This window comes from Ruegeria sp. BG11, from assembly GCF_056538565.1.
In genome coordinates this window covers 1-1,278 of record NZ_JBQFTH010000042.1, presented here as the reverse complement: position 1 = coordinate 1,278, position 1,278 = coordinate 1, and the positions used below count along the sequence as shown (strand labels likewise).

At 57.9% G+C, this 1,278-nt stretch carries 3 protein-coding genes; all 3 read right to left on the bottom strand.

The features are described from left to right. Positions 1-584, bottom strand: a 584-nt coding sequence (locus ACR0JF_RS23270) for an FAD-binding protein (protein ID WP_480670107.1), incomplete at its 3' end; no start/stop codon positions are given. After that, a complete protein-coding gene (locus tag ACR0JF_RS23265) occupies positions 581-874 on the bottom strand; it encodes a hypothetical protein (protein ID WP_171092305.1) in 294 nt (97 codons plus the stop codon). The genes ACR0JF_RS23270 and ACR0JF_RS23265, both read right to left, overlap by 4 nt. A gap of 21 nt (positions 875-895) precedes the next feature. Then, complete coding sequence (locus tag ACR0JF_RS23260; RefSeq protein ID WP_171184980.1) at positions 896-1,162, bottom strand: DUF2484 family protein; 267 nt, start codon at positions 1,160-1,162, stop codon at positions 896-898. Positions 1,163-1,278: the final 116 nt, after the last annotated feature.

Below are 1,278 nucleotides of genomic sequence, written 5' to 3'. Positions count from 1 at the left end.
CGGGCGTGAAGCTCTGCCGGGTCGCCAGAGGGCCCTTGAAACGTCGCCGATATCAACACGGAGCCTTCAGGCAGATCGGACTGGCGATAGCGGAAGTTCAGATCTTCGGGGGTCAGGTCAAGCAATTCACCCCGTCGGGTGACAATAGTCGCTTTACGCAAGACATCCGCCGTGTAGCTGCCATAACAGCCCGCGTTCATCCGAACTGACCCGCCAACAGAACAGGGTATGGTGCGCAAAAAGGTCAGATCGACCCCGGCATCCGCTGCTTTACGCGCCACATGGGCGTCCAATGCCGCCGCGCCTGCGGTGACCGTGTTACCCTCGATCTCGATCCCGTTGAAACCGCGTCCCAAGCGGATCACCACGGCGCGCAAGCCACCGTCACGCACGATCAGGTTTGAACCGACACCCATTGGGAAAACCGGAACATCCGACGGAAGACCACGCAAAAACGTTTGCAGGTCCTCGACGTCGGCGGGTTGGAACAAGTAGTCTGCGGGGCCACCAACGCGCAGCCATGTCAGATCGTTCAGCGGTCGGGCCGGGGTCAGACGACCCCGAACTTCGGGCAGATTGCTCATGTGGTTGACTTTTTCGCCAGGCTGCGCCCGCCAACACCACCCACGATAACAGCAAGAAGGAACGGCAGGACCGATCCAGTCAGCCAGATGAAGGGACCAAATGCCTGCTCCTCCTCGCCCGTGCTGACGCCCGCCAGCAAAACGATCAGCGCCAACGCAACTGCCGAGGTCAGGCCGATGAGCCAAAACAATCCTCTGACACCAATCCAGAGCCCGGCAATAAGCCCGGCAACTCCGCCAAGTATCAAAGAAATGAGTGGCAAATAGGCGAATGTGGCAATATCGACCATGTGGCCTCCTGAATATGGCCGTTACTTGTTAGCCGCCTTCATGCCCTGCATTTTCGCTTTTGTCCAACGGCTCAGGTAAATCACCGGCCAGCGCAGCATCGACATGCCCATACCCAGCACCAACAGGCCGATCCACGGACCGTGCTGATATGTGACATAACCTAGAATCGGGATTCCCACGACAATCAGGACATAAGCACGTGTCCAGTGGTTATCCTTGCTGGGAACCATCGCAAGGATATTGGCGGACAACCCCCAAAGAGCGGCCAGAGCAAGGGACCAACTCATTCCGCCACCTCTCGGCCCGTCCATTTACGCCAGAAAAAGCGGATCGGATTGCGGAACATCGAAACAAAGCCGCCAAAAGCGAGAGCAGACCAAACCCAACCATGGTCATATCCCAA

Bases quoted from the DNA above. Each gene is read 5' to 3' on its own strand.
- ACR0JF_RS23260 (WP_171184980.1), bottom strand. From the start codon at position 1,162: ATGAGTTGGTCCCTTGCTCTGGCCGCTCTTTGGGGGTTGTCCGCCAAT.
- ACR0JF_RS23265 (WP_171092305.1), bottom strand. From the start codon at position 874: ATGGTCGATATTGCCACATTCGCCTATTTGCCACTCATTTCTTTGATA.